23 protein-coding genes and 1 pseudogene are annotated in these 25,586 nt (G+C 38.9%); 13 read left to right on the top strand and 11 right to left on the bottom strand.

The features are described 5' to 3' along the window. Positions 1-5: 5 nt before the first annotated feature. The 3 genes from RM539_RS13235 to RM539_RS13225 form a co-directional block, all read right to left on the bottom strand. Positions 6-503: a hypothetical protein gene (locus tag RM539_RS13235; protein ID WP_311503888.1), complete on the bottom strand. Its 498-nt coding sequence runs from the start codon at positions 501-503 to the stop codon at positions 6-8. A 162-nt stretch (positions 504-665) separates the two neighbouring features. Then, positions 666-1,007 (bottom strand): hypothetical protein, encoded by a 342-nt coding sequence (locus RM539_RS13230; protein ID WP_311503887.1) that lies wholly within the window; start codon positions 1,005-1,007, stop codon positions 666-668. A 524-nt stretch (positions 1,008-1,531) separates the two neighbouring features. Further along, complete coding sequence (locus RM539_RS13225; RefSeq protein WP_311503886.1) at positions 1,532-2,134, bottom strand: porin family protein; 603 nt, start codon at positions 2,132-2,134, stop codon at positions 1,532-1,534. 123 nt (positions 2,135-2,257) lie between these two features. On the opposite strand from RM539_RS13225, the gene xerD reads away from it, so the two are divergent. The 3 genes and pseudogenes from xerD to RM539_RS13210 form a co-directional block, all read left to right on the top strand. Beyond that, positions 2,258-3,151: a site-specific tyrosine recombinase XerD gene (gene xerD, locus RM539_RS13220; protein WP_311503885.1), complete on the top strand. Its 894-nt coding sequence runs from the start codon at positions 2,258-2,260 to the stop codon at positions 3,149-3,151. Between the two features lie 124 nt (positions 3,152-3,275). Beyond that, positions 3,276-4,238: an aldo/keto reductase gene (locus tag RM539_RS13215; protein ID WP_311503884.1), complete on the top strand. Its 963-nt coding sequence runs from the start codon at positions 3,276-3,278 to the stop codon at positions 4,236-4,238. 107 nt (positions 4,239-4,345) lie between these two features. Then, positions 4,346-5,173: pseudogene (locus RM539_RS13210) on the top strand (IS256 family transposase); the annotation flags it as partial. A gap of 67 nt (positions 5,174-5,240) precedes the next feature. Here the strand turns inward: RM539_RS13210 and RM539_RS13205 are convergent. Beyond that, entirely contained in the window at positions 5,241-6,638 is a 1,398-nt protein-coding gene (locus RM539_RS13205; protein WP_311503883.1) for an exonuclease domain-containing protein, read from the bottom strand. A 182-nt stretch (positions 6,639-6,820) separates the two neighbouring features. Between RM539_RS13205 and RM539_RS13200 the strand changes: the two genes are divergently transcribed. After that, positions 6,821-7,729, top strand: a complete 909-nt coding sequence (locus RM539_RS13200) for a hypothetical protein (protein WP_311503882.1) — start codon at positions 6,821-6,823, stop codon at positions 7,727-7,729. Further along, positions 7,713-8,075 carry a hypothetical protein gene (locus RM539_RS13195; RefSeq protein WP_311503881.1) on the top strand — a complete coding sequence of 121 codons (363 nt, stop codon included), beginning with the start codon at positions 7,713-7,715 and terminating at the stop codon, positions 8,073-8,075. Before RM539_RS13200 ends, RM539_RS13195 begins: the two co-directional genes overlap by 17 nt. Positions 8,076-8,145: 70 nt before the next feature. Here the strand turns inward: RM539_RS13195 and RM539_RS13190 are convergent, their stop codons facing one another. Beyond that, positions 8,146-10,278 carry a catalase gene (locus RM539_RS13190; protein WP_311503880.1) on the bottom strand — a complete coding sequence of 711 codons (2,133 nt, stop codon included), beginning with the start codon at positions 10,276-10,278 and terminating at the stop codon, positions 8,146-8,148. Between the two features lie 315 nt (positions 10,279-10,593). Here RM539_RS13190 and RM539_RS13185 point away from each other — a divergent pair, with 315 nt between their 5' ends. Beyond that, positions 10,594-11,346, top strand: a complete 753-nt coding sequence (locus RM539_RS13185; protein WP_311503879.1) for a helix-turn-helix domain-containing protein — start codon at positions 10,594-10,596, stop codon at positions 11,344-11,346. Between the two features lie 140 nt (positions 11,347-11,486). Next, positions 11,487-12,347 (top strand): universal stress protein, encoded by an 861-nt coding sequence (locus tag RM539_RS13180; protein ID WP_311503878.1) that lies wholly within the window; start codon positions 11,487-11,489, stop codon positions 12,345-12,347. A gap of 52 nt (positions 12,348-12,399) precedes the next feature. Here RM539_RS13180 and RM539_RS13175 read toward each other — a convergent pair whose 3' ends face one another. Beyond that, positions 12,400-12,888 carry a ThuA domain-containing protein gene (locus RM539_RS13175; protein WP_311503877.1) on the bottom strand — a complete coding sequence of 163 codons (489 nt, stop codon included), beginning with the start codon at positions 12,886-12,888 and terminating at the stop codon, positions 12,400-12,402. A gap of 277 nt (positions 12,889-13,165) precedes the next feature. Then, positions 13,166-13,870 (bottom strand): arylesterase, encoded by a 705-nt coding sequence (locus RM539_RS13170; protein ID WP_311503876.1) that lies wholly within the window; start codon positions 13,868-13,870, stop codon positions 13,166-13,168. A gap of 64 nt (positions 13,871-13,934) precedes the next feature. Between RM539_RS13170 and RM539_RS13165 the strand changes: the two genes are divergently transcribed. Further along, entirely contained in the window at positions 13,935-14,624 is a 690-nt protein-coding gene (locus RM539_RS13165; RefSeq protein ID WP_311503875.1) for an ABC transporter ATP-binding protein, read from the top strand. Further along, entirely contained in the window at positions 14,618-17,176 is a 2,559-nt protein-coding gene (locus RM539_RS13160; RefSeq protein ID WP_311503874.1) for an ABC transporter permease, read from the top strand. Before RM539_RS13165 ends, RM539_RS13160 begins: the two co-directional genes overlap by 7 nt. Before the next feature lie 104 nt (positions 17,177-17,280). Here the strand turns inward: RM539_RS13160 and RM539_RS13155 are convergent, their stop codons facing one another. Further along, entirely contained in the window at positions 17,281-18,270 is a 990-nt protein-coding gene (locus RM539_RS13155) for an ion channel (protein ID WP_311503873.1), read from the bottom strand. A gap of 389 nt (positions 18,271-18,659) precedes the next feature. Here RM539_RS13155 and RM539_RS13150 point away from each other — a divergent pair, with 389 nt between their 5' ends. After that, positions 18,660-20,390 carry an APC family permease gene (locus RM539_RS13150; protein ID WP_311503872.1) on the top strand — a complete coding sequence of 577 codons (1,731 nt, stop codon included), beginning with the start codon at positions 18,660-18,662 and terminating at the stop codon, positions 20,388-20,390. Positions 20,391-20,409: 19 nt separating this feature from the next. On the opposite strand, the gene RM539_RS13145 is transcribed toward RM539_RS13150, so the two are convergent. Then, positions 20,410-20,571 carry a hypothetical protein gene (locus tag RM539_RS13145; RefSeq protein ID WP_311503871.1) on the bottom strand — a complete coding sequence of 54 codons (162 nt, stop codon included), beginning with the start codon at positions 20,569-20,571 and terminating at the stop codon, positions 20,410-20,412. Positions 20,572-20,730: 159 nt separating this feature from the next. On the opposite strand from RM539_RS13145, the gene RM539_RS13140 reads away from it, so the two are divergent. The 3 genes from RM539_RS13140 (at position 20,731) to RM539_RS13130 (ending at position 23,168) form a co-directional block, all read left to right on the top strand. After that, positions 20,731-21,078, top strand: a complete 348-nt coding sequence (locus RM539_RS13140; RefSeq protein ID WP_311503870.1) for a hypothetical protein — start codon at positions 20,731-20,733, stop codon at positions 21,076-21,078. A gap of 226 nt (positions 21,079-21,304) precedes the next feature. Beyond that, positions 21,305-21,835, top strand: coding sequence for a hypothetical protein (locus tag RM539_RS13135; protein ID WP_311503869.1), 531 nt, complete (start codon positions 21,305-21,307; stop codon positions 21,833-21,835). Positions 21,836-21,977: 142 nt separating this feature from the next. After that, positions 21,978-23,168, top strand: coding sequence for a glycosyltransferase family 2 protein (locus RM539_RS13130; RefSeq protein ID WP_311503868.1), 1,191 nt, complete (start codon positions 21,978-21,980; stop codon positions 23,166-23,168). Here RM539_RS13130 and RM539_RS13125 read toward each other — a convergent pair. Beyond that, entirely contained in the window at positions 23,093-24,406 is a 1,314-nt protein-coding gene (locus RM539_RS13125) for a PIG-L family deacetylase (protein WP_311503867.1), read from the bottom strand. The two genes, RM539_RS13130 and RM539_RS13125, sit on opposite strands and share 76 nt — an antisense overlap. Beyond that, on the bottom strand, positions 24,403-25,461 hold the full coding sequence (locus RM539_RS13120) for an acyl-CoA dehydrogenase family protein (RefSeq protein WP_311503866.1): 1,059 nt from the start codon (positions 25,459-25,461) through the stop codon (positions 24,403-24,405). Before RM539_RS13120 ends, RM539_RS13125 begins: the two co-directional genes overlap by 4 nt. Positions 25,462-25,586: the final 125 nt, after the last annotated feature.

Below are 25,586 nucleotides of genomic sequence, written 5' to 3'. Positions count from 1 at the left end.
TGAATTTAAAGCCCAAATTCCAGTCCTACATTAAAGGTGCCAACGCTAACATCTTCTTCAATGTTAATGTTGGTGTATGATACTATAATATTTAACATGGCCAGCGAAAATCCGGCTTTGGGCCTGTAGAAAAATCCACCATCATTTCCATCGTTCACGCCTATGGCATAACCAAGATCCAAGCCTGCAACCACGAAACCTAAATCCACCCGGCCGGCAGCTCCCACTGGTACGAACTGGATGTCATCCACTTCCCATTCTACATCTCCTTCTTCCCCGTCTTCACCAAAAAAATGCATGTACCCGGCTGTAGGACCTACTTTCACAATATCAGCCAATCCAAAGAGATAGGCTACATCTGCCCCGGCATTAAAATTGGAGTAATCCTTTATGTCCCCGGTAGGAAGGCCCACGTTTACTCCTAATATGAAATCTCCATCCTGGCAAAAAGATGACTGAATTCCAAACAGGACAAATCCCAATAGTAAAATTGCTTTTTTCATAATAAATATTTTTAGTTGGTTAACCAAATAAAAGTAAGAATTAAAACCTTATGTTTTGAAAATTAATGCATTAAAAATTTTGTTTAGATACAGGATTTCAGTTTCAGCCATAAAAAAACCGCTCTTTCAACGGAGCGGCTTTTCATTTCCAACAGAAAATTATTAGGAATTTTTATCCTCTTTCTTTTCTTTCACGTCTATCCAATTTCCTTCGGCATCGGCATAAACTTTTTTCTCTTCACCATTTACCGTCAATTTAATTTTATAGACCTTTTTATCTTCTTTTTCCTTTACCCAGGCCTCCTGGATGGTAGCTTCTGCATAATCTGTTTCTATTGCAGTAGTTACTGCAGAAGGCAGCGCAGAAACTTCAATTTTTTCAAATTCATCACCGGCAACTACTTCCGTAGAAATTTGCGATTCTGCTCCCGCTACAGCTTGAGCCTGAGTGGTTGTGGTAAACATCAATCCAACTGCAGCAAAGGTTAAAACTAACTTTTTCATAATTTATATTTTTTGTTATTCGTTCTAATTGTGATAGTTAGGGGAATAATTATACCAATGAAGTAATGAACCTCATTATAAATATGACAAGTTATTGTAAATCAACCATTTAACTCGAAGAGAGAAAATTGTATAGTTCTTCCTATAACAAAATTTTATGTAGAAAGTGTTGTGTATATTTATTTGATGAGTAGAAATATTACCCATCTTCAAAATTATCAGTGTCCGGTATAAAAGAAACAATTCACTGAAACTCCTTATACTAAATGACTCTTAAAAGGATTTGAAAATATGACCTTGCTTATTAAAATATTAAAGAAAGCCGGTCCTTTAAAAATAGTATTCCGAAAACAAAATGTATTTCAAATAGTTAGGATTGGGTTTTGTCTATTGTTTCTTTCAGCGGTCTTGCATCTTTCATAGCACAGTAATAAAAATTTATAAAGCCCTTATCTTCAGTAATAAAAAAAGGCGAAAGTAATTACCTCCGCCTTTTTTCAATTTTAATATTTCAAATCTTTCTTTTAGAACATAAACCCAATTCCCGCCTGGAATACAGAGTTATGGATGTTAGAATCTTCAATTACATCAGAAAAGCCATAAGTATATCTTCCCTGGATAAAGAATCCATTGTTAAACTTATATTCAAGTCCGGCAGCACCAGCAACTTCAAAATCCTGTGTATTTGAAAGGTTAACATCTGTATCACCTCCGTCTTCAAGTGGTGCATTATCTACTTCCTCATTGACTTTAAAATTAAATGCAGGTCCGGCCTGAATACTTAAACCTTCAACAAGGTAGATTTTTGCTAATACCGGAACACTAATGTAGTCCAACTGATATTCGATATTATCATCTACATCTACGATGTTATCCTGATCTATTTCGGAAATATCAAATCCTTGTGCAGAATATAAAACCTCAGGCTGAATAGAGAATTTATCTGCTAAAGGTATTTCAGCCAGAACACCTACATTAAAAGCGGTTCTGGATTCTGAATCATAATCGTCCCCAGTAAAAGAAGCGAAATTTGCTCCACCTTTAATACCAAATTGTACAAATTCCTGAGCGTTTGATGCTGTAATTCCAAAGACAGCTAACGCAATAATTAAAATTGACCTCTTCATAATTTCTGTTTTATTTTCTTTTTTTATTTGATGCAAATTTACATTTCAAAGGCGTTAAGAAAATGTTAGTCAAGACTAAAATATTGCTAAGATCTTCCGGGGAATTGTTCCTATCTTTAAAGCATGAAATGGGAAAGTGCCTTAAAAGATTACCGCCATTACCTATGGATCGAGAGGGGATTATCAGAGAATTCTATTGAAAATTACAGTCTGGATATTGTGCAGATTATCAAATTTCTGAAAATGAAACATATAGAAGTCACCCCTCTTTCTATTTCTGAAGAAATCGTACAGCTATTTATTTATGAAGTAGCTAAAACACATAGTGCACGCTCACAATCCAGAATAATATCGGGCCTGCGCGGATTTTTTAATTTTCTCATTTTTGAAGATTATCGTCAGGACAACCCTCTGGACCTAATTGAATCTCCAAAAATAGGCCGAAAATTACCGGAAACTATTTCTACCGCAGAAATCGATAAAATCATTGCAACAATCGATTTAAGTAAAGCGGAAGGCGAGCGTAACAGGGCAATTATTGAAACACTTTATGGCTGTGGCCTACGGGTTTCAGAATTAACTAGCCTGAAAATTTCCGATCTCTATTTTGAAGAAGGCTTTATACAAGTAACCGGAAAAGGAAATAAGCAACGTTTTGTGCCAATTTCTGATTATACCCAAAAATTTATAGAAATCTACAAAGCTCAACGGGTGCATCAAAATGTGGAGAAAGATTCTTCTGATACCCTTTTTTTAAATCGCCGCGGAAAAAAACTGACCCGGGCAATGATTTTTACAATTGTTAAACAACTAACGCAAAAAGCCGGCATTCAGAAGAAAATTAGTCCGCACACTTTCAGGCACTCATTCGCCACTCACTTGCTGGAAAATGGAGCCGATTTAAGGGCCATTCAGCAAATGCTTGGCCATGAGAGTATTACTACTACCGAAGTCTATATACATGTAGACCGCAGCCACCTAAGAAAGGTTATGGAAGAATTTCATCCCCGAAGGTGATTCAAAATTTCCGGGCTATCCTAGAGAATTAAACCTTTAACGAAGAATTAAATTTTTGCTAAACCTGCTCGATCCTTTCGGGTAGCCTTATTTTAATGCTATTTTCAGAAAAAATAAAATAACTATGAAAAGTTTAAATTTTAAGAACGGAGATGAAATGCCGGCCATTGGTTTGGGAACATGGAAATCTAAAAAAGGTAAAGTTGGAGAAGCGGTAAAAATTGCTCTTAATAATGGCTATCGCCATATTGATTGTGCCGCAACCTATGGGAATGAAGCTGAAGTAGGTGAGGCTTTTTCCGATATATTTTCAGAAGGAAAATTAAAGCGGGAAGAAGTATGGGTAACTTCTAAATTATGGAATGATTCACATAAAAAAGAAGACGTTATTCCTGCTTTAAAGAAAACGCTTAAAGATTTGCAACTGGATTACCTGGATTTATATTTGATTCACTGGCCGGTGGCTTTTAAAAAAGGCACAGGATTTCCTGAAAATGATGAGGATTTTTATTCTCTTGAAGAAGTGCCGGTAATTGAAACCTGGGAAGCTATGTTAGAAGCAAAAAAGCAGGGACTTGTAAAACATATTGGTGTTTCCAATTTTAGTATGATGAAGCTAAAAGATCTTATGAAAAAAACCAATGAAACCCCTGAAATGAACCAGGTGGAACTTCATCCTTACCTTCAGCAAAAAGAATTACTGGAATTTTGCAGCAGCAACAATATAAATGTAACTGCATTTTCACCGTTAGGAAGCGGCGATCGTGCAGATTCTATGAAGGCCGATAATGAACCTTCTCTGCTGGAAAATAAAACCATTACAAAAATTGCAAAGAAACATGGAGCTTCTGCCGGGCAGGTGCTTATTAGATGGAGTGAACTTCGTGGTACAGCCGTAATCCCAAAAAGTACCAACGAAAACAGAATTATTGAAAACCTGCAAAGTACAGGTGTACAATTGGATGAGGATGACCTGAAGGAAATCGCTTTACTGGATCGGCACTTTAGATATGTAACCGGTGAATTCTTTGTTACTAAAGAAAATACTTATGAAAATATTTATGATGATGCTGATTACAAGTCTTAAATCTTATGTTTTCTAAAATAGGACTATCTCATAAACTGTGTAAATAGAAAAATAACAGGGGTCGCGACCCCTGTTATTTTTTTGTCTAATTTTAAATTTTACACAGTATGAAAAAAGAAGATTTGTTTAGCGATGAATTTTTGAAGCAGTTCAAAAGCGGTGATGAACTCAACGGATTTTTAAAAGACCTGCAAAAGCGAGGCATTGAGAAGATGCTCGAGGGAGAACTCGATGGTCATCTTGGCTATGATAAAAATCGGAAGTCCGACAACTCCAACACCCGTAATGGCTTTGGTCAAAAGAAGGTCCGCACTTCCTTTGGGGAATCGCAGATCCAGGTCCCCAGGGATCGCAATGCTTCCTTTAATCCCATGATCGTCCCCAAACGTGGGAATATGGTCGATGGGATCGAAAATGTCATTGTATCGCTCTACGCCAAAGGAATGAGCAATAGCGATATCGAAGAACAGATTAGAGAGGTCTACAATTTTGAAGTCTCTACTTCCACTATCTCCCGGATTACCGAAAAAGTCACCGAGGATATCGTGGCCTGGCAGAACCGTCCATTAGAACCAGTATATCTTATTGTTTGGATGGATGGGATCGTGTTCAAGGTACGGGAGAACTCCAAAGTGATCAACAAAACGGTATATATAGCAGTAGGGCTTCGCAGGGATGGAAAGAAAGAAGTTCTTGGACTTTGGTTGGGCAAGAATGAATCTGCAGCCTTCTGGATGAGTGTCCTTACCGATATGAAATCCAGGGGCACTGAAGATATACTTATCACGGCCACCGATAACCTGAACGGGTTTACCGATACCATCAGGAACGTGTTCCCTGAATCCAAAACCCAGATTTGCGTGGTACACCAAATACGCAACGCCTGCAGGTATGTGGTATGGAAGGATAAAAAGGCCTTTACACCGGATAGGAGAAAACGAAACAAAGAAGAATTTTGCCAATTAAAATATCTGCATAACATATTCAAACCACAGCAGCTACTTATGCCATGGTGGATTCTTCCCGCTTAACCACATTCCCCATTCCTTTTTTATTCAGATAGCTATTAATTATCTGATGTGTATGGAAAGTGGGTTCCTGTAACTTCAGGTAAGGCTCGTACTCTTCAAAGCTGCAAATTTGAGCATCAGGTTCTACAAAACCATACCCCTGGTACCTCCCTCCTTTTATTAATACAAATGATTGTTCCCCGGGCTCTCTTCCTCTTTCTTTTATAATATAGGTTTCTTTTTCGGTGCTTAAAGAGAGAATTGCCTTTTTCACCTTCTTGTTGTAATCATCTACAGCTTCAACACCGGTGCAAATCCCTTTACAATTTTTAATCCGGTAGTGTGAACAGGATTTTACATTCGATTGTAAAGTGCAGTATTTCGGACACAAATTGAAATCTTCACAAAGCTTTTCCAGCATTTCCTGAGCCCGGGCTCGACTATAAAAAGTATAGACAGAGTCTTCTATTTTGCTTGTTTGTCCCAAAGCCAGCTGAATAATTCCTCTTTGATTAATATAATTGATAATCTGATACGTGCGGGTCGGCTTTTTTTGTGCCCGGTTATGTTTTGGGTAATGTTTTCGGATATAATCAGATTCCAGTAGCAACGCAATAAGTTCACTTCCGGTAGTTTCAAAATCTATATAACTGGTTTCCTGCCCCAGATGGTATTCTTTCGATTTCTTGTCATAAAAGTGTGATAACACCCGCTTTTTAATGTTTTTGGCCTTGCCGGCATATATAATTTTATGCTGCCTGTCTTTAAAGAGATAAATTCCGGGATCCTCCGGCAAATCATTAATTTGTTCAGCTGGAATATGGGGCGGTAAAGTAGCATTTTTGGAATGGGGATGTAAAAAGGAAGTTATCACCTTACCTCCTTCATCAAGTTTAAGCAGTTTTTGTAAAAGAATTACCGTGGCATCCGTATCGCCTTCAGCACGATGCCGGTTCTCCAGAGGGATGTTTATAGAACTGCATAGCTTTCCTAAACTGTAGGAAAAGAGTCCCGGTATAAGTTTGCGTGATAGCCTTACAGTACAAAGCTTTTTCCTTTTAAAATCTTTTCCAAGAGCCCTAAACTCATTCCTTAGCACGTTGTAATCAAAATTTACATTATGGGCAACAAATACAGCTCCCCGGATAAAATTATCAATATAATCTGCCACTTCATGAAATTTTGGGGCGTCTGCCACCATTTCATTATCTATTCCCGTTAAAGAAGTAATCTGGTGCGGAATTATCTTTTCAGGATTAATGAGGCTGGTATATTTATCTGTAACCTCATTTCCATCTAGTAACACAATACAGATTTCAGTAAGTCGGTTTCCGCTTATACCTCCTCCCGTAGTTTCCACATCTATAACCGCGTAAATATTGTTTTTCATACTACAAATATAAACAAATAAGGATTATTTCCAATATTAGGAATATTTCCTATATTACTCCTGGCTGGAAAACATTTGAAAATCCATTTCATTGCAAATAGTTGATAATCTGTCCTTTTATTTTGAACCTACTTCAGTAAAAAATTGTTTAAATTAATCCTCTAAATATTTAATCGGTGTCAATGAGAAAAATAATTCCTTTGCTAGTTTTATGCTCCTTATTTTTTAGTTGCTCTACACTTTCAAAATCACAAACTGAAAGTGTTCATCAATTTGGCGAAGTTACCGAAAATTTTTCGGCGTATCCTTCAGCAATAATGAATGAACTGGCCGAAATAAGAATGAAAAGAGGTTTGTTTTATGCCAGCACCTTAACAGACCCGATGAGGCAACTTAATGAACTGGACAGCATTCATAGTCAAAGGAAATATGATTATAAAGTTTCTGAAAGCATTGATGTTACCTTCAGGGTTATAGATAAATACGCACAATCCCTTATTCTTTTATCTTCTGAAGATTATAATGACAATCTGCAAAGCCATGCAGCCACTATGGGGTTGGATATAGATTCCCTGATTACTCTTTATAATACTACTGATAATTCCCGCAGTTTACCAACAGGAATCGGAGATGCTTTGGGGAACATTATAGGCTATGGGGGTGACCGATACATCAGGGGAAAACAGGCTGAAAAAATCAAGGATTTCGTTATTAAAGCAGATACACTTATTGCGGTAATGACTTCCAATCTTCTGGAATATCTTGAATCTTCAAATCTTCAGGAATTAATATCTTATGAGGAAAATATGATTAGAAGAAATTATCTTAGCTACTTGCAGTTAACCAAAGCAAGTACCTTTGAGTCACAAAGGGATTATCTTAGATTAAAACAAAATATAGATGCTGCAAAAGAGCTAAGGGCGCAAACTATCCAGGCTACAACAGATTTGAAAGAAGCACATAATGAATTAGTGAAAGTTATTCAGAAAAAACAGAAACTCTACAGAACAATCCAGGAATTGCAGGTATTTTATTTACAGGTAACAAACCTCCGGCGCACATTAAAAGCTCTAAATGAAGAACAAAATTAAAGCTATGAATACAGAAAAGATAAAGACACTGGAAAAGTTGCTGGATACTATAGAAATAGTCGAAAATGCACGGTCAATAGATGGACTTACTGCAGAGGAAAGGGTTCAACTGGAAAAGGCTTCAGTTAGTTTACGAAATGTAGAAAGGTCAATAATCCGCATAAAAACCAATGAACTTGTTGATACACTAACGGAAGATGCCAAGGCCCTTGATTATCTTGCGGATGAAATAAACCTCTCTGCCCAAAAATTAGCGGGTGTTGCAAAAGCCATAGAAAAAGCTTCCAACGTGGTTAAGGCTTTTGTGAAAATAGCTGCAAAGGCAATCTCAGCCGGACTTGTATAAATTGTAATTACTAAAAAAAGCCATCACAACTATACGATGGCTCTTGAATTTCTGAAAAATATTGTAAAAATTAAGCAGGAATTTCCATAGCTGCTTTTTCTCTTTTCCAGTTACGGTGCATGCTGATGGCCTTTATAAATTTCTCAGGCTTTTCGTTAATACATACCGCCTCATCAGATTTAAAATCCTTACCGTAGGTAGCATCAAAAAACTCCTCTCCTTCAGAATCTACTGCAATTGCCTTACAGTGTTTTAAAGCTTCATTAACGAATTTCTTCGCTTTGGCCTGCTTCATAAGGGCACTGATACTTTCTTTACCCCCGGGTATATATAAGGCATCAAAAACAACACTTTCAGTGGTCATTAGTGCATGTGCCACTTTATGTTTGTCTCCTTTATCACATTTAATTGTACCACCGTGTACTCCCACAATCTGAACCATAGCTCCTTTTTCTTCAAGCGGCTTTTTCATCTTATTATAGTCGCTTTCGCTAAATCCGTCTCCAACAAGCACAGCTATTTTTCTGGTCGCTATTCCTTCTGAAGGAAGAAATTCCTGACTTAATGCTTTGGATTTGTCCAGGTACATCTTTTTGGTCCCTGGCTGATGTTTTTCCACATCAGCATCGGCTCCTATTGCCTGGTTAATCGGACCATCAATTCCCTCTGGAATTTCCATTCCCAGATTAACAGAAACTTTGGCAGCCAGTGTTTCATCTATCTGACTTAGAATCCAGAGCATACGCTGCTTAATATGATCATAAGTACATTTTCCTAACTCAAATGAGTATGCCTGTACCACGTGTTCCTGCTCATGTTCTGTCAAACTACGGTAGAACAATGCCGGCTGGGAAAAATGGTCATTAAAGCTTTCGCTTCTCTCTCTTACTTTTTTCGCATCTATGCGCTCTTCATAACTGTTGAAGCCGCCTTCGGCTATTTTCGCAAGATGTGGGCAGCCTCCGCCGATAGAATTAGGAAAATATGCGGTTTTCCCTTTATTTACAGTCATCCTCATATGTGCATCACGCTGATTGTTATGCACTTCATTTACCGGACGATTGATTGGAATTTCATTAAAATTAGGGCTTCCTAATCTTGAAAGTTGGGTATCGGTATAGGAAAACAATCTTCCTTGTAGTAATGGATCATTTGTAAAGTCAATTCCGGGAACCACATGACCGGGGTGGAAAGCCACCTGCTCGGTTTCTGCAAAAAAGTTTTCAGGATTACGGTTCAGCGTCATTTTACCTATACGCTTTACCGGCACCATTTCTTCCGGAATTAACTTTGTTGGATCCAGAAGGTCAAAATCAAATTTATGCTCATCTTCCTGCGGTACCACCTGGAATCCTAATTCCCATTCCGGATACTCCCCTGCTTCTATGGCATCCCAAAGATCTCTTCTGTGGAAGTCTGTATCGGCACCATGAATTTTAACTGCTTCATCCCAGGTTACCGATTTTACACCTAATAATGGTTTCCAGTGGAATTTAACAAAATGAGATTTTCCTTCAGCATTTACCAGTCTGAAGGTGTGGATCCCAAACCCTTCCATCATTCGGAAACTTCTTGGAATTGCCCTGTCACTCATTAACCAGATTTGGTTATGAAGTGTTTCCGTAGTATGAGAGACAAAGTCATAAAAGGTATCGTGAGCAGAAGCCGCCTGTGGAATTTCCCTGTCTGGTTCAGGTTTTACCGAATGGATTAAATCCGGAAATTTCATTGCATCCTGAATAAAGAAAATAGGCATATTGTTACCAACAAGGTCAAACACCCCTTCATCTGTATAAAATTTAGTGGCAAAACCACGAACATCACGGGCAAGATCTGCAGATCCTTTAGAACCTGCAACAGTTGAGAATCTTACAAATACCGGGGTTTTTCTCGAAGTATCGGTAAAAATACCCGCTTTGGTAATTTCTTCCTGACTCTCATAAAGTTCAAAATAACCATGCGCTCCACTTCCACGGGCATGGACTATTCTTTCCGGAATACGTTCATGATCAAAATGGGTGATTTTCTCCCTAAGGATAAAATCTTCCAGAAGTGTGGCGCCGCGTTCTCCCGCTTTAAGGGAATTATTCGTGTCGTTTACTTTTAAACCCTGATTGGTAGTCATCTTTTTACCTTTAGGATCTGAAATATTTTTTTTCAAGTCTTCTACTTTTTTAGAAGGCTTTTCATCTTTTTCTTTCATAACTAATTTTGATTAAGTTTGAGATTAAAATTAAAATAACCTATAGAGTTCTACTGTGAAAATAATGTTAAACAAATTGCATCATTTTCTTAAATAAATAGTTGATACCCTATTCCGGTATTAAATTAACTATTCTCATATATAAGTAAGATTCATCTATAGTTCACAAATGCTATTTTGAACATTTTCGCTATAGAAATTAAACTTACTTTGCATCCTGTTGTAATTATTTAATTTTTGCACATTATCCCTGGTCTGGTTATTATAATTTTTAGCTAGTGATATACAGTTATTGATAAAATTCGAAAAGAAAAAATGTCTTATTTCGGGAAAAACATCAGGAATATCAGGAATGTAAAAGAAATGAGCCAACAGGCTTTTGCCGGGATGTTTGAATTAAAACGCGGTACTTTGGGAGCTTATGAAGAAGGGCGCAGTGAACCCCGAATAGAAACCATTATTAAAATAGCCAGTCATTTTAACATTTCTATAGATGATCTGCTCACTACAGAACTCACAATAAACAAGCTTTTAAAATTTAAAAATGACCTGGCTCCAGAAAGAACTTTAAATACGGAATACTTCCCAGAGGTTTCCTGCATAGTACCCGCAAGTGAACAGGATTATATCCGGTATTTCGATAAACCTCATTTTATAGAAGGCCTTCCCTGCCTTCGCTTACCGGTAAATCCAGACCGTAAATTTCGAGCTTATGTTTTAACAAACATGGAAATGACAGGAAATGACCGCAGCCTGCGGCCCAATGATATTGTAATTGGTGAAAAAATTGCAACTGAAAAATTTTCCAATATCGAAAGCGGCAGCCTGGTTTTAGGTTTGATGCAAGATTGGTTGTTTTTGCGTAAATTTTATATTTCGGGAGAAAAAGTGATTTTAAGAGCTGCTAATAAAGACATTGATGATACTGAAATTAAGCTTGCAGACCTGAAAGAGCTTTGGCTCGTAAAATATTCTATCCTGAGTAGAGCTCCAGGTAGTTCTTCAGCTTTAGCCAACAAACTGGATTACCTGGAGCAGGAATTTAAAAAACTTAAGGAACAATTATAGCTCCACTCTTTTAGAAAACAACAGTAGTAATCACTTCTTCTAAAAATGTTTCGGTTATACCTGTACCTTATTTTAAAATTGTGGTTCCGAAATATTATATTTACAGTCGTTTCCTTCTTTGAAACTATAAAAACAACAGTATGGAAAAAAGAATTCTGGTTCCCACTAATTTTTCAAAGCATGCATGGAATGCTTTAGTGTACGGATTTGGTTTGTACAAAAATATCCCATGTACCTTTTATGTGCTTAATGCTTACCAGACTGGAAGTTCTTTACCGGAAAAGCTTTCCTTATCCAAACCTTCAGGAAGAAATACCGGTGAAAAAGCCAGGGAGGAATCTCAGGAAGGTCTTGAAAAAATCCTGAAAGGCCTGTCATTCAGAAAAGAAAATCAGCGTCACCAATTTGAAACACTTTCATCCAACCAGGCTTTGCCTGAAGCTATACAGGATGCCGTAGATAAACAAAATATAGACCTAATCCTCATGGGCTCTAAAGGAGAAAACGTCTCTATTAATTCAGCATACGATAATACGGTTACGGCTATTTCAGAAAAAATAGAGAAATGTCCTATTTTGGTAATACCTGAAGAATCATCACCAACCACAGATGTGGTACGGGAAATTGTATTTCCTACCAGCTTCAGAATGGTCTTTAAACTTAAAGAATTAACCGCCCTTATGGATATTGCCTCTAGTTTTAAGGCCGGTATCAGGGTACTTTATATAGATACCGACAATAAAGGTCTGAATAAAGAACAGGAAACTAATAAAAATATCTTAAAAGATTACTTCTCAAAATTCGATTGCAGTTTCCATACACTTACCAAAACCACAATAAGTACGGGTACACGCCTTTTTATTGAAAGCAGGGAGAGTGACTTACTGGCCATTTATAAAAGAAAGCAGGGCTTTTTCTCTAAGCTGTTCGCCCAGCCATTTGTAGAGGAAATAGATTTTAACCCCAACATTCCCGTTTTGGTGCTGAAGGAAAATGATTAATTCAACAAATTATAACACCTTTTTATCTACTGAAGGATTTAAAGAATAGGACTTATTTCTCTATTCCCTTACCTGTAGCAGCATAAAAAACACCACCGCAAAGATGGTCTGGAAACCACTGATTTTCATAAACTTTCGGAATGTGGCCCAGAGCAATGTAGAACGCTCTTCCGCCATCATATTCATGATACCATGAAATGGGATGAAAATCACCTATTCCTTTTCCAACCCGGTCCATCATATTTCCATTTTTATCCTCATCCCTGTTTTTCCAGGTTACTTCAGGATAAAAAGAATTTTCATCAATAGCAATCAGGTAATTTAAACCTCCGGTTCTTTCTCTCCCAAACTCGTACCATTCATCTGTCCATAAAAGTTTATTCGGAAAATGCTCCAGCCCCGGGAAATTATGCTTAAGAATTTCCAATCTCGCTTCCTGTTGCTTTTCCAGGCTGAAATTATGGGTGTCAGCCAGCTCTTCTAACGCTTTTATGCCATCCTCTATAGATTCATGGTGCCAGCCATCAGTTTCGGTTATCAATAGAACATTAAACTGTTTTTACGCACCGGCAGAAATTCCGAAAAAGATGAGAAATATCACCATGAAACAATTTTTCAACGAAATTTTTAAAAGCATCTCTAATATTTTTATAATCAGAAAGCTGAATTATATCTTCATTTTAACATTATAGATCTCTGATAATAATTGAAATCTTCAGCCTGAATTTGATTCAGTATTATTAGTAGTAAAATTATTTTCTAACTTCAGAATTGGACCTTAAAATAGGTTCAGCTTAATACTCCAGACCAGGCCTTACTTATTCTTCCTGATTTTCAGCATCAACAATTGGTTCCAGTACCTCCCATACATTTTTCGCCACAATTTCCTGACCTTCAGCAGTAGGATGTATGCCGTCCTGCTGATTAAGTTCCGGCCTGCCCGCCACATCTTCAAGTAAAAACGGTATTAGATGAACGTTATTATTTTCTGCCAGCTCCGGAAAAATCTTTCTAAATTCTGTTGTGTAATCCTGCCCGATATTTGGAGGAAGCTGCATACCAGCAAGAATAATCTCAGTATCAGGATTTTTTTCTGTTACAATATCAATAATATCCTGCAAATTTTGTCTGGTTTCTTCTAAAGGAATACCGCGTAGGCCATCATTTGCACCAAGTTCAAGCACAAAAACATCCACATCCTGGTTAAGCACCCAATTGATCCTGTTTTTACCTGCCGCAGTAGTTTCCCCGCTCAATCCCGCGTTTATAACCCGGTAATCCATATTAAGCGAATCCAGTTTTTCCTGTATTAAGGCAGGAAAGGTTTCTTCACTTTCCAGACCAAGTCCGGCAGTAAGGCTGTTACCAAAAAAAAGGATGGTTTTGGACCCTTCACTGTTTTCATTTTCTTCCGCAACAACTTCTTGCTGTTCTTCCTTTTTTTCCTTCTGCTTGTTGTTAGCTTCTCCACAGGAAAAGAATATGATAATCAACAAAGCATAACATATTCCCAAGTTCTTCATAACAATATCAGTAATTAAAAATCATTTTTTTATTTTGTCCACTTCAGGAAAACAAATTTAAGTAATGGCCAAAATTTTAGATGTAAGCAATTTGGAAAAAAGCTATTCCAGCGGTTCCAAAACATTAAAGGTACTGCATAATATTAATTTTGCAGTAGAAGAAGGTGAAAGTTTTGCCATTGTAGGCCCTTCAGGCAGCGGAAAAACCACTCTTTTAGGTTTATGTGCGGGACTGGACAGGCCGGATTCCGGCAGCATTAACTTATGCGGTAAAAAACTGGAAAGCTTAAATGAAGATACCCGTGCTCTTCTGCGAAACAGAAATATTGGGTTTGTATTCCAGGATTTTCAATTATTACCAACACTTACTGCCTTAGAAAATGTTGCCGTTCCGCTGGAATTACAGTCAGTTAAAAATGCTTCCAAAACAGGAATGGAACTTCTGGAAAAAGTAGGCCTGGCAGACCGTTTTCACCACTACCCTTCTCAACTTTCAGGAGGAGAACAGCAACGTGTGGCGCTGGCAAGGGCTTTTTCCAATAAGCCTGCTGTTCTTTTTGCTGATGAACCTACGGGTAATCTTGATGCTGAAACCGGGGAAAAAGTAGAACAGCTGCTTTTTGACCTTAACAAAGATTTGGGCACTACTCTAATTATTGTAACCCATGATATTGAACTAGCCCAGAAAACCGGTCACATTTTAAGGCTGAAAGGCGGGAAAATTATATCGAACCAGACTGCTGAGCAATGGTAGAAAATAAAAACAATGCAACTCCCAAAGCAGGATTTGGTTGGCTGCTGAAGATGGCCTGGCGTGACGGTAAAGCCAGTGGCAAAAAGCTCAGCCTGTTTATGGCTTCCATAGTACTGGGAATTGCCGCCGTAGTCTCTATCCAATCTTTTGGAGATAACCTGAAAAAGAATATCGCGCTGCAGTCAAAATCCTTAGTGGGTGCAGATTTTATTATAGACAGTGATAATCCTCCCAATGAAGAGGTGGAAAAAATTATTGATTCCCTTGGCGGGCCGGACGGGCAGGAAATAAGCTTTGCCTCTATGGCTGCTTTTACTAAAAATGATGCCGCAAAACTTGTGCAGGTAAGAGGAATTAAAGGAAATTTTCCATTTTACGGTATCATAGAAACAGATCCTCCAGCGGCAGCCAGCGTATTCCAGGAAAGCGGTGCGGCATTGGTGGATGCAACGGTTATGCTTCAAATGGGAATTCAGCCTGGCGATAGTATAAAAATTGGCAACAGCACCTTAGCGATTGCCGGAGCTTTAAAATCGGTGCCGGGAAGTACCGCTATTTTTAGTTCTGTAGCGCCACCGGTACTTATTCCTTTTGGAAATATAGAGGAAACTGGCCTGGTACAAACCGGGAGCCGGATAGAATATAAATACTATTTTGTTGCCCCGCAGGGAATGGATATGGAGCGTCTTGATGAAGACCTGGATCCAAAATTAGATAAAGAGGATGCCGATTTAGATACTCACCTTTCCACCAGCCAAAGAATGGGCCGCAGATATGAAAATTTCGGGAAATTTTTAAACCTGGTTGCTTTTATTGCTTTGTTGTTAGGATGTGTGGGCATAGCAAGTGCGATACATATTTACATCAAAGAAAAATTACGTGCAGTTGCAGTTTTAAAATGCCTGGGAGCAAGTAAAATACAAACCTTTTTAATCTATCTTATCCAGATTGCTGCAATAGGATTTTTGGGAGGGATCATTGGAACAGTTGCCGGTTTACTCCTTCAGCAGGTTTTTCCATTATTACTTGGAGAATTTTTACCGGTAGATGTTCAAATTTCTTTCGCGCCACAGGCCATAGCAATGGGCTTATTGCTGGGCGTTTCCATGTCTATACTTTTTGCGCTTTATCCATTAATGAGCACCCTTTATGTATCACCCTTACAGGCTTTACGGGTACAGGAAAAAGGCGGATCCCAGTCCGGAAAAGAAGGAATAATTGTACTCGCAGGAATTTTTCTTTTTATCCTTCTATTTTCCTACTGGATCCTGGAGGACTGGGAATATTCGCTTTCTTTTGTGGCGGGGATTATCATAACCTTTACCATTTTAGCAGGAATTGCACATTTGTTTATGAAGGCTATAAAGAAATTCTTCCCTTCTTCCTGGGGATTTACCGCACGGCAAAGCCTACTCAATCTTTTCAGGCCGCAAAACCAGACGTTAATTTTGGTACTGGCTATTGGCGTGGGCACATTTCTTATCAGCACACTTTACTTTACAAAAGATATGCTCCTGGCACAGGCTTCTATGGAGGCACAATCCGGCAGCCCGAATATGATTCTTCTCGATGTTCAAAGTCCGCAGCAGGAAGAAGTGAACAGGACCATTCGGAATAAAAATCTTGAAGTGCTCGAAAATATTCCTATTGTCACCATGAATGTGCAAAGTATAAAAGGAAAAACTGTAGATGAAATAAGAAAAGATACCACCTCGCGGATTAATGGCTGGGTGCTTCATCATGAGTTTCGCACCACCTATCGTGATTCGCTTATAGATTCTGAAGTTTTGGAAACGGGCTCCTGGACTCCCACGGCCACAGATATGGATCCGGTGCCTATTTCAGTCAGCAACAATTTTGCGGAAGATGCTAAAGTTTCTGTAGGAGATAATGTAACCTTCAATGTTCAGGGAGTTTTACTGAATACGGTTGTGGGAAGCGTAAGAACTGTTGACTGGAGCCGGATGCAGTTAAATTTTTCAATAGTTTTCCCTTCAGGAGTACTGGAAGATGCCCCGCAATTCAGAGTGTTTACCACCAAAGTTCCTGATGAGCAATCTTCCGCAGCATTACAACAGGATCTCGTAAGAAAATTTCCAAATATCTCAATTATCGATCTACGGCAGGTGCTTACTGTTATTGAAAGTATTCTTAGCAAAATTTCGTGGCTGATCAATTTTATGGCATTTTTTAGCATTTTCACAGGTATTATCGTACTGCTTGGAGCCGTAAGAACAAGTAAATATCAGCGAATTAAGGAAAGCGTACTGCTAAGAACGCTGGGGGCAAGAAGTAAGCAGATTTTTAAAATTCTTGCCCTAGAATATTTTTACCTGGGGCTTTTAGGGGCATTATCGGGGATTCTGCTGTCTTTGTTAAGTAGCCAATTGCTTGCCTGGCAGGTATTTGATTCTTCTTTTATCCCCTCTACCACACCTTTCCTGTTTTTGCTGCCGGGAATAATATTACTGGTTTTATTGATTGGGCTTAGCAACAGCATTGGCGTGATAAAGAGTCCGCCACTTGAGGTTCTTCGGAAGGAAGTTAAATAACGCTTTGAGATCAATAGAAGTTCGAGTGGAGTTGAAGATTATTGCCTGCTAAATAAAGGTTTCGGCTAAGGTAATCCTCACATCCATAGGAATGCAATTGGAAGCTAACTATTGCGCCGGGTCACATCTTCCCAGTTAAACCTTTCGCTCTTTAAAAAAGCCAGCAGGATTTTTCTCCGCTCAATTAGTTTTTCATTACCTACTGCTCCGGTCTTATAAGGAAAATCAAAAGAATCAACTGCCTTTTCTTCACCTGAGGATACCTTCATATAGTTTTCATTAATGTGGTTCAAAAACCTGCTGATTGATGACCGTAGCGGCTGTAATTCCTCATGAAGATCTTTAGCCTCGGGTTCGCTTAACAAAATATTCAGTGCTTCATCAAGCCTGGTTAAATTCAAACTAAGGCAAACCCTGGGATCTTTATGACTGTAAAAATGTAATACAGGATAAGATTGATGATTTACCGTATGCCGATCTATTAATTCCTGAAGTGACATTAGTTGCTGGTAACTATAGGAAATATCCATATCCAGTATCTTCTGCGCCAAAGCCTCAGGATCTTGTCCAAGGTTCTGAATATTAAGCGAAATTGCCCTCTTATTGATAAGCGCTGAAGAAACAGACAATAAATAAGTCATGGAACTGGTAAAAAAAATAAAGCCAAAAAAGGAAAAGCAACTGGTAAGTATTTCAAAAAGTACAGTAACAGGCTTAAAATCCCCCAATCCAAGCGTAGATAAAGTATAACCGGTAAAATAAAGCCGCTCCCAATCGGTAGCCACTACATTTTTGCTGCTAACAATCCCTGCCGGATCGTAGGAATAAAGAAGGTACAGGCCCAGCCAGACAAGAACTCCCCAAGTGGACAGCACTACTAGGTTTACCACCATTCCGCTGAAATTATAAACTCTGCGGCCCATCACCCCTGCTATCATCCTGGTAATCTTATAAGTTAGAACTGAGACAGGTTTAGTTATAAATCCTGCGCCACTGCCGGAAAGCGTGGTAAAGAAAAAGTCGTAAATAACAAGAATTAAAAGTATTGCCCCCAGAACCAGATATATTGCTCCCTCCATATAAGTTGAATTCATTTTTTATAAAATTAAAGGAATGGCGGCGGAAACAGTGAATTTTAACGGGATTTAAGAAAAGGAAAACTCCGCAGCTCAAATTGAAATTCAAATAAGGCACTGGAGCATTTCTTCTTATTATTTAAATTATTTAAAAACCTGAGGTATAAGACAATATATTAATAAAGCCTGTTGTATCAGAAATCAAAACAACATTATTTATGGCTCTTTTTCAGGACTGTTGTGTATAACAGCCATACCGGGAACGAAGATAGATAACCAGGCTCTGCGGAATTAGCACAGAGCAAATTTTAGTCCTAAAATTGTTAAAGGAGCAGCAGCAGCTTTAACAGCAGATTGACAATTAGCCACTATATCTTGCTTAATTTTACTTTAAAATAATTTCTATAATGGCTAAAAAATTAAACCAGCTGGAGGCCACTGCAATTTGTGGTAACGATATTAGTTCTTCCTGCCTCTATGTATCTGCCCTTTCTATTTTTTATGCCGGGCAGTACGCCTGGATTTCACTTTTGATGGTTGCGGGTGTCTTGTTCCTCTTCCGCAAAATTTACGGGGAAGTGGTTGGCGCATTACCATTAAACGGGGGGGCCTATAACGCGCTGCTTAATACCACCAAGAAATCCACCGCGGCCCTGGCTGCGGCGCTTACTGTGCTTTCCTATATGGCTACGGCGGTTATTTCAGCTACTGAAGCCACCCATTACGCGCACAGCATCTGGTATGCCATACCTATACTTCCGGTAACCATAGGTTTATTATTGGTTTTCATGGGGTTAGTGATTCTGGGAATAGGAGAATCTTCAAAAGTGGCCATCGCCATTTTTCTTTTTCATCTGTTTTCCCTCACCTTGCTTTCAGGGTTTTGCATCTACTTTTTCTTTACACATGGTTTTGATGTTTTACTGCGGAATTTTGAAATGCCCGTGGAAGGAAGTGTAACCATGGCACTGATATTTGGTTTTTCCGCGGCAATGCTTGGGATTAGCGGTTTTGAAAGCTCGGCTAATTATGTTGAAGAACAAAAAGATGGGGTATTTCCAAAAACGCTGAGAAATATGTGGATTGTGGTAAGTATTTTTAATCCTCTACTGGCATTTTTAGCCCTTGCCATATTACCAATTGATGTGGCCGGGGAACACCAGGAAGCATTGCTTTCTTTTCTGGGAGGCATCTCTGGCGGAAGCTGGCTTTCCTTCCTGGTGAGCCTTGATGCCGCACTGGTACTAAGCGGAGCGGTCTTAACCAGTTATGTAGGTGTGGGCGGATTAATGGAAAGGATGGCGCTGGACAGGATCCTGCCACGACTGTTGCTGAAAAAGAATTCCAAAGGAAGTTCCTATGTGATTTACCTCCTCTTTTTTGTCCTGGCGGTCTCCATTTTGCTGGTAACCAGCGGAAACCTGGCCAAACTTGCCGGAGTTTATACCATTGCCTTTCTTTTGGTTATGGCCTTGTTCGGAATAGGGAATATATTGCTTAAGCTTAACCGTGGCAGACTTCCGCGGCCGGAGAGGGCTACGTGGATTGCTCTCTTTATTGCCATTGCGGCAGTAATTACAGCCATAGTAGGCAATATTGTACTCAACCCGCCATACCTGCTTATTTTTATTGAATATCTTATACCTACCCTGGCGGTGGTGTATTTTATGCTTTACCGGCATTATCTTTTACGCGGCTTCCTTATCGCCATTCGCCGGGTGTTGCCTAAAGGCAGCAACATGGCCTTATCTCTAAACAGAAAGACCAAGTATAAACTTGTGGAAATAAGCGGGAAAGAATTTGTGTTTTTTACGGGTGGTGATAACGTGGAAACCCTTAATAAAGTGATGCTCTATATTAAAAAAAATGAACCTACCCGTAAGCTGAAAATTGTGATGGTGCTTAAGGAAGGGGAGGAAATTCCGAAGAACCTGGAAAAGGACCTGGAAGTGCTGGACCGCGCTTATCCTGATATTCATATTGAATTTATAGTGGAAGAAGGAGAATTTGGCCCTGAAAAAATAGAAGAACTCTCCAAACGCTGGAATATACCAACAAATTTTATGTTTATAGGTTCACCCGGGGATCATTTTCCATACCGGGTACAGGAACTTGGAGAAGTACGGCTAATTATCTGATTATTTCTGCGGAAGGAAATTAAGCCGAAATAAAATTGGGCGAAACAGGGAGCATTGCAGAAAGATACATCTTGCGATGCTTCTTTTTTGGCCAATCCGTACGTGGCCAGTGCCAGATATGATGGTGATATCTCCTGCCAAAAGCAAGACTGCCTCCTCCCCATTCTTTCGCTAATCTCAAAGCTCACACGTCCACCGCCTTTCTAACAGCTTTAATTGTTCTTAACGTTATGATTCAGTTGAACCAAACAATTTACAAGCCGATAAAGTCATTTTCGGAGGGATATATGGAATGTGTGGCGGAGACTGTAGAGATTTATACCTAATCAATAATGAAGGTTTGTTTAAAGATGCTAATGATGTCTCCAACAAATACGGAGAGTGGTCCAATACCACTTTCGAAGAAAATATAGATCAGGAAGAATCTGCTAATGTAGAGGATCTATTGAATGTTCCGGCAGGTTTATTACAACAGGATCTATCGGAAGAAATTACCGTGCAATCCTGGGCAGACATAGATTATTACCTGTACATCGAAAAAGATGGTAAATCTAAAGAACTGATTTTAGATCACATACATAAAGATGCAAGCCCGGAAGTAAAGTCCTATTTTAAGGTGTTTTTAGAAAAGTATAAAGACTTAGGCGGATCTATGATAGATACTACCAATATTGAGAGCTATTATTAGGGATTCCTAAAAATTGCAGTAGTTATTAAGCCTAATAGCGTAAAGTGACTGCTGAAGAGTTTAGGCTTATTGCAACTAATAGAAAAGGCAGCTTAAATATTTCGGCAAACCGGACTGGTGATTTCTGGAATTATTCAAAAATTAATATCCGCATTAAAAACCCTCCGGAGGAGAGTCAAACTTATCTAAATAAACAGAAAATAATAAAACCTTATCCACTTCAGCTATGACAAAATTTTTTAAATCTGCATTTTTATGCATCAGTATTATACTTATTTTCGGATGTTCTGATGATGATGACAATTGTATGAAAACAATGATTGTTCAACCCGAATTTGAACTTAACAGCCCTTATGGCTATTTTTATTCCCCTGAAATTACCCAGGAAGTTCCATGCGATACGCGAGAGCCGGAGCTAAATGAACTTAACTATGAACCTGAAATGCTGGAGAACTTCACTTATGAAGTGCTGACTTTTAATTTCACTCCCGATACAGGGAATAATACCTCTAGGCTTCAGTTTGAAATTCAGCTTAACAACAATAATGATTTTGCAGCTGAAGGAATTACGGTGTTAACATTAAATATTGATGGAATGGAAACTACAGGAAATTTTTCTGCCAATGCCTCCTCTCCCTGTAATGAAATTGCGGCCAATTCCATTTGCACTTTTGTTTTTGACCAAGAATCTTCCCTGGATTATGGAACAACGGGTTCTGTGGAATTTGTTGATGTCCAATATTATGTCCCAAACTAAGTTGAGGCAGAAGCTACTACAGGAACTTTCAGAAAAATGGATTTCCGAATTCCTTAGACGCTTTAGATGAGCATGTATGTTAATTTCATGATAAGATTATTTCATCGGGAAATCATTTTCAGTACTTTTCCACATAAAAATTGTGATTGCAGATACTCCGTTTGTTGAATTTTCTGCGGAATTAGAACTTTATGGTAAGCAGTTACCGACTAAAAACAAAGCCTTAAAGCTTGTTGTAACTATACCCGCAAAAAATGAATCTGAAAATATCTGGAAAACATTATTTGCGCTTGCTAACCAATGTTCAGATAAAAATTCCCTGCCTGCCAGTGTTTATGAAGTGCTGGTATTATGTAACCACTGTGATGATGATACCAGGGACATCTGCTATCTTTTCCAGGAGATGCATCCTGAATTTCCGCTTTACATCTATGAAACCAATGATCCTAAAATCAATTCTGTAGGAGCTGCACGAAAGGCTTTAATGGACCTCGCCAGCCCACGACTTCCCGATGATGGTTTTATTATAATGACAGATGCAGATACGGTGGCAGATAAATACTGGCTGAATGCTTTTCTCAAAACTCAAAATACACCCGGTGATTTAATTTGCGGTATCATAAATCTGGACCTTAGAAGATTAAACAAAAACGTGAGGAAGCAGCTATACCAAACCAGGCAATATCTGGATATGGTAACAAGACTTGAAAGTGAACTATACCCACGGGAGTATGACCCCTGGCCACGACATTCTTATAATTCAGGACCTAACATGGCCATAAGAAAATCTGTTTACCGGGAGGTGGGTGGTATGCCCCCTCTGGCCTGTTTTGAAGATATTGCTTTATATCAAAAAGTAATCAGCAACGGATTTAAGGTAAAACATTCCTCTAAGCCTGTTGTTACCACCTCCTGCCGAAGTTCCGGGAGGGTTCCCGGTGGATTCGGCTCACAGATAAAAAATTGGTCAGAATCAAAAACAGAATCTGTAGAAAGCCTGAAAAAATTAAACGAGAGATTTAAGGCATTCGCTGAAATACGGGAATATTATCAAAATCCTTCTGCAAATCTTTTAAATTCTTTTTGTTTTCGTTTGCGTATGCAGGCATCAGATATGCAAGTTTTACTTCAAAACCACATTAGAAGCAGCTCACTCATTATTTATCTTGAGCAAACATTAAAATATCATATTCCCTGGAATTCAGCTTACCCAGATATTCCCTTGGAAATGGCTATTGAAGAACTTGTAGCCTATTTCTACTGCTTTTCCCAAACCACCAAATCATATAACTCCTGCCGTTCCGAATTTATCAATCTGAATAAGTTAGAATAATCTTTAGCAAAAACCTCATGCACCTGTAAGCCGGTAAGTGGATAGCTACGTACATATGCCGTCCAGTGAACCATTACCAGAATACCGCCAGGAGCCAATGCATCGTTAATATTTGCAAATAATACCTGTAATTTCTCCTCTTCAAAATAATATGCTACTTCAGACAGAATGATGATGTCAAAATCACTTGACGGCAAGCCGTTAGCAACATCCCACTTCATAAAATGGCATTGAGGAAGGTGTGAACAGCGCTTTCTGGCACTTTCCACTGCATTTCGATTTAGGTCAAGTGCCAGCAGTCTCTTACATTGAGGAGCAAATAATGCTGTAAATACTCCGTTGGCACATCCTATTTCCAGGGCATTTTTAAAATTTCTTTCGGGAATGGCATCTAAGGTTTTATTATATTTCTTCTGCTCGTAAGGGCTGGTTTCAAAATCCCATGGATCGTCATCATTAGAATAAAGATCATCGAAATAAGAAATATTTACTGCCGGTTTGGCTTCTGAAGGGAAAAAAAAGTATTCATAGTCACCTAAAAAAGGTTCCAATAGTTCCGGGCTTAGGGTAAAACCTTCCGGGTCATCATCAATTAATTTGGTAGTCTGACTTACATGCGCCTCGATGGCTTTCCTTTTCTTCTGTTTTACTGAATCTGTTACCAGCCTGAATGGTAATATTTCGCCTTCGGCTGGCCAGTCTTCCGGTTTGCCTTTTTTCCAAAGCCAGATAGGATATTCAGCAATTATCAGTTTCATATCTTCAGCTGCCTTCCCAATGATGCTGTTGGTAGCCACATGGTCTATATGATGATCTCTTCTCCAGGGCACAAAAAGCGTATCAATATTTTTCTGCTGAATTATACCAGTTAATTGCGCCACAACCGGATTATTTGCTTCAGAATATGAGGCAAGCTGCCCATCCCCGGCATCTAGAAAAATAAGATGATCTTTTGAAACTCCTAATATCTTACAGGCATTTACAGCTTCATTTTTTCTGAGCTTCCCCAATTTCTCCGGAGGATAAGCTGAAGAGTTAGGATGTGATGCTTCCCCGCTGGTCATAAAAAGTACCCAAACCTCAGCTTGTTGCGCCCTAAGATGTGCTATAAGAGCGCCGCAACCTAAAGTTTCATCATCGGGATGCGGGGCAACAATCATCACCGTTCCCATATCACGGCTAAGGCCCCCGGTATTCAGGATAGGGGCATCTTCTAAATTCTTGCTGAAATCCTTCATAAATTATAATGTTCAAAAGTAAAAGAACCTACATTTTGCAATGCCAAATCGGGGCCCGGCTGCTTCAGGTAAACCTTTAAATCCCGGTACAGGCGTTCAAGCGGATGATTTTCCATAAATCCCTGCACCCCTACCGAGCGTTCAGTTAAATGAAGAATATTTTCTGAAATCTCTAAAACAACACTCCGCATCATATTCCCAAAATTGATAATCTCGCCACTGGTGTATTTATCCTCATTATCATATATATCCTGTGCTTTTTCAAGCCAAAATTTACCAGATTGTATTTGTACAGCCATAGTTCCCATACGTTGCTGCTGGTATGGATCTGCCGTTCTGTTCTGTTTTTTTAAATGTTCCAGGCCGGCGATCATTACTGCCTCGGCCCCACCTAGTTGTACCGCGGCAAACCGCATGGCGCCACCCGAAAACCAGGGTTCCTGCTCATAATCATTTAAACTGCCCAGCAGATTTTTCGGAGGAATAGCTATTCCGCTAAAGTCTATCCGGCAGCTAACCGAATTCTTCATTCCCATAGGCTGCCACAAAGAGCAATCCTCCTCCAGCTGTTTATATTCTTTAAGAGGAATTATAAGCAACTGTTTCCCTCCGTCCATTTTGGCAGTTATTAAAGCATAGTCAATACCAAGGCCTCCGGAACAAAAAGTTTTAGCCCCGTTTAAATGTACCTGACTTTTGATCCTTTCAGCCGTAACTGCTTCAGAATTCATTTCAGTATTCCAAACACTAAATAATTTTCCGTTTATAGCCTCGCGGAAATAAAAATCTTTTTGAGAAGAGGAACCATAAGCCTTTATAAGTTCAAGCCCGTTAATATGTCCTTCATAAATACGACCAGCCGGGAGACCGGCCTTTCCAATTTCGAATAAGGCTTGAAAAACAGATATTGGGAAAGCTTCTTTCCGAAATTCCCCGGAAAGGTTTATATAAAGTAAGCGCTGTTCTGTAATTAACCTGAATACTTCTGAAGGAAAATGATGGGGATCATCAGGCACTCTTTGGCTGCAAGCCCTGATTTCTGAAAATTTAAGCATAAATTTAATTTAATACTAAAGATAGAAGGACGTCTTTTTTCTACTGTTAATTTGATACTAAAAATTGCTTTAGCCTGTCAGGCTTTCGGCGGAAAAAAATACGAAACCATCCTGGCTCGCTTTTA

It is taken from the genome of Autumnicola musiva (genome assembly GCF_031846585.1).
GTDB classification, from domain to species: Bacteria; Bacteroidota; Bacteroidia; order Flavobacteriales; family Flavobacteriaceae; genus Autumnicola; species Autumnicola musiva.
The sequence above is the reverse complement of the archived record's forward strand: the minus strand, read 5'-3'. Positions and strand labels throughout refer to the sequence as shown.